This window comes from Kitasatospora sp. MBT63, from assembly GCF_000710465.2.
GTDB lineage: Bacteria > Actinomycetota > Actinomycetes > Streptomycetales > Streptomycetaceae > Kitasatospora.
The window spans coordinates 1-3,390 of the sequence record NZ_JAIZ01000141.1 but is presented as its reverse complement, the minus strand read 5'-3'; the positions used below and the strand labels follow the sequence as shown (position 1 = coordinate 3,390).

The following is a 3,390-nucleotide window of genomic DNA, read 5'->3' as shown; positions in this document are numbered from 1 at the left end:
CGCGCGCGGCGCCGGGCCGCGGCCCTGGCGGCCGCCGCGGCCCTGCTCCCGGCGCTGCTGGCGACAACCGCCTGCGGCGGCCCGGCCGGTGCCTCCGACGGCGATGGCCAACTCACCGTCATGACCTGGGCGCCGTCCGGCACCGGCTCCGCCGACCGTCCCGGGGTGACCGCCCTCGCCGAGGAGATCGCCCGCGAGGTCAACGCCAAGGGCGGCCCGGCCGGACACCGGCTCAAGGTGCTCACCTGCAACGAGCACAACTCCGCCGCCGGCGTCACCGACTGCGCCCACCAGGCCATCGCGGCCCACGCGGTCGCGGTGATCGGCTCGTACAGCCAGTACGGCGACACCTTCATGCCGCTGCTGGAGGAGGCCGGCATCCCCTACCTCGGCGGCTACGGGCTCTCCGGCTCGGAGTTCAGCAGTCCGCTGTCCTACCCGGTGGCCGGCGGGACACCGACCCTGATCGCGGGCAGCGGCCGGCAGCTCGCCGCGGCCGGCTGCAAGGCGGTGGCCCTGGTCCGCCCGGACAACGGCATCGGCGACACCCTCACCCGCTACCTCTCCGGTGCGATCTCGCCCGCCGGGATCAAGCTCGCCGACGTCAAGGTGGCGGAGAACGCGGCCAGCGCGGCCGCCGTCCAGCCGATCGCCCAGAAGGCGGTCGGCGACGACCGGTCCGGCAACTGCGTCACCGTCGCGCTCGGACCCGAGCAGACCCTGCTGCTGCTCGACGCCTACCGTCAGCTGGCCCCCAAGCGCACCCAGCTGGCCTCGGTGATCGGCAGCATCCAGCAGGCCGTCATCGACACCACCGGAGGTGCGAAGAGCCCGCTCAACGGGTCCTTCGCGACCGGCTGGTACCCGCCCGAGTCGTCAAAGGTCTGGGACGACCTGCGCAGCACCGCGGGCAACGCGGCCGGCGCCGGCGGCCGGCCGATCGACACCTCGGACCTCGCCGTCCAGACCACCTGGGTCGCCTACCAGACGTTCCTGCAGGCCGTCGACCGGATCTCCTCGGCCGGCCAGCCGCTCACCGCCAAGGGCATGCGGGCCCAGCTGGACAGCGGCGACTCGATCGACACCGGCGGAGTCACCCCGCCGCTCAACTGGGGGCAGGGCGACATGCTGCCGAGCGCGGAGTCCCCCCGGCTGACCAACACCTGGGTGACCTTCCAGCAGGTCAAGGGCGGCCGCCTGACCGAGCAGCAGAGCGGCTTCGTCGACGTCCGCTGGGTCCTGACCGGCGGCAAGCCGCCGCAGTGACCCGGGGTGCGGGCGGGCCCCGGCCGCCGGCCGGACGGCGCCCCCGGCGGCGGTGCGTGGGCGACGCACCGAACCGGCCCGCTGTCGGCCGATGCGAGGACCGGCGTCGTACGCTCCAAACGTGATCACCTATCAGCACCGCAGGCTGGCCGCGCTCGCCGACGAGAGCCGTTGGCCGGAGCTGCTCGACGCCTACCGGCGGACCCGGGCGGCGGCCGTGGCGCGGCACGGGCAGGCGGTGGGGGCGGCCGAGGCGGCGCCCTTCGGTCACCTGATCGCGTACGGCGCGCCGCCCGAGCTGGCCGCCCGGCTGTTCGACCCGGACGGCGGACCGGACACCGCCGCCGGCCCGGCCGACCACGACGCCGGCCCGCTCTGGGAGGTCCTGGCGACCCGTCACCCCTGGCGGCGGCTGGCCCCGCTGTTGGACGCCGCGCCCGTCCGGCGGCTGGTCACCCACACCCGGGTGCTGCTCGGCGAGGACCTCACTGCCGATGCCGAACCCGACCCGGAAGGCGTCCCACTGACCCTCGCCGGCTGGGAGGCGGCCGGCCGCCAGGAGGGCGGCCTGGTCCCCGAGTACCTCAGGGACGGCGGCGCCCTGCGGGTGCCCGCGGCCCTGCCGGCCACCCGCGAGGGCCTCGGCCAGGTCGACCTGCCTGCTCCCGGCGAACCGGTCCGCGGCCTGGCCGCCACCCGGCTGCTGGCCGTCCTGGCCCCATGGGCCACCGTCTCCTGCGTCCGCGGCACCGGCCGCGACGCCGCCGCCCGCACCGCACCCCCGGGCCGGGTCAACGGCGGCCACCTGCCGTTCGCCGCCGCCTACCCGGCCCTGGTCCGGGTCGGCTCGGAACACCCCGCCCAAGGCGCGGCGGACGGCCGCCTCGCCCTGTGGCGCGTCCTCGCCGCGATGACCGGCGGGCCCCGCCCGTCCCGTGCCGAGATCGACTCCCTGGTCGCCCGCCTGCGCTGCTTCACCTGGAGCGAACCCGCCGACGAGGTCCGCTACCTCCACCTCACCCTCGAGGACCCCGCCACCGGCCTCGCCTGGGCCGTCAGTGGCAACGCCGACATCTGACACCCCCTGCCCTCCCCGGCCCGTGCTTATTTCAAGGGCGAGGGGAACGGTCCCCGCCCCCGGCCCGGGTGGGGCTTTTCGGGGGCGCGGGGAACTGCGCCCGGCGGAAGGCCACCCACCTGTACCGCCGGGCACGGCCCCCTGCCCTCCGGCCCGGGCGGGGCCTTTCAGGGGCGCGGGGAACTGCGCGCACCGGAAGGCCACCCACCCGTACCGCCGGGCACGGCCCCCTGCCCTCCGCCCAGGGCCGGGCGCCAGGCCCCGTGCCCGTCGCCGCCCCGACGACCTGCCCCGCTACGACGCCGCGTCGCCCTCGCTCCGGTCCCGCTCCTGCGCGCGGGCGCCGACCGACCCCTCAGCCCTCCCGCCGCACCGCCACCGCCAGGTACCGCTCGTCGGTGTCGGTGTACGCGGTCAGCCCCCAGCCGCAGGCGTCCAGGAGCGGGCGGAGGTTGGGTTCGGCCCGCAGGTCGTCCGGGGTGATCCGGCGGCCGTGCCGGGCGGCGAGGGCGGTGCGGCCGATCGGGTGGTAGAGGGCGAGGCGCCCGCCGGGGCGGGTGATCCGGGCCAGTTCGCGCAGGCCGGTGCCGGGGCCGGGCAGGTGGGAGATCAGGCCCGCGCCGAAGACCAGGTCGACGACCGCGTCGCGCAGCGGGAGCCGGGCGCAGTCGGCCACCAGCAGGTCGGCACTGCCACGGTGGGCACGGGCCAGGTCGATCATCTCGGGCGTGAGGTCCACACCCAGGACGGTGCCGTGCGGCCCGGCGGCGGCCCGCAGCAGTGGCAGTGCCCGTCCGGTCCCGCAGCCCGCGTCCACGACGAAGTCGCCAGCTGTGATGCCGAGTTCGGCGATGGCCCGGGTGTAGCGCGGCCCGTCGTCGGGGAACTTCGTATCCCAGCCGGCTGCGCGCGCCGCGAAGAACTCCCGGGTGCGGGCCAGTTCGGCCGGTCCGTCCCCGGGCCGGGCGGCGGTTGCGTCGGACACGGCGTACTCCCTCGGTCGGTGCTGCCCGCAGCGTAGTCTCCGCCCCGCCACCCGCCACCCG

Annotated in this window: 3 protein-coding genes; 2 read left to right on the top strand and 1 reads right to left on the bottom strand. The window is 76.8% G+C overall.

What is annotated here, in order from left to right; all coding sequences use genetic code 11:
- Both AA75_RS09590 and AA75_RS49165 read left to right on the top strand, forming a co-directional pair.
- Window positions 1–1,266: ABC transporter substrate-binding protein (locus AA75_RS09590; protein WP_051812061.1), on the top strand; the 1,266-nt coding region annotated here is incomplete at its 5' end.
- A 121-nt stretch (window positions 1,267–1,387) separates the two neighbouring features.
- Window positions 1,388–2,344: a hypothetical protein gene (locus tag AA75_RS49165; protein WP_033819430.1), complete on the top strand. Its 957-nt coding sequence runs from the start codon at window positions 1,388–1,390 to the stop codon at window positions 2,342–2,344.
- Window positions 2,345–2,699: 355 nt separating this feature from the next.
- On the opposite strand, the gene AA75_RS09580 is transcribed toward AA75_RS49165, so the two are convergent.
- Complete coding sequence (locus AA75_RS09580; protein WP_051812060.1) at window positions 2,700–3,329, bottom strand: class I SAM-dependent methyltransferase; 630 nt, start codon at window positions 3,327–3,329, stop codon at window positions 2,700–2,702.
- Window positions 3,330–3,390 lie beyond the last annotated feature (61 nt).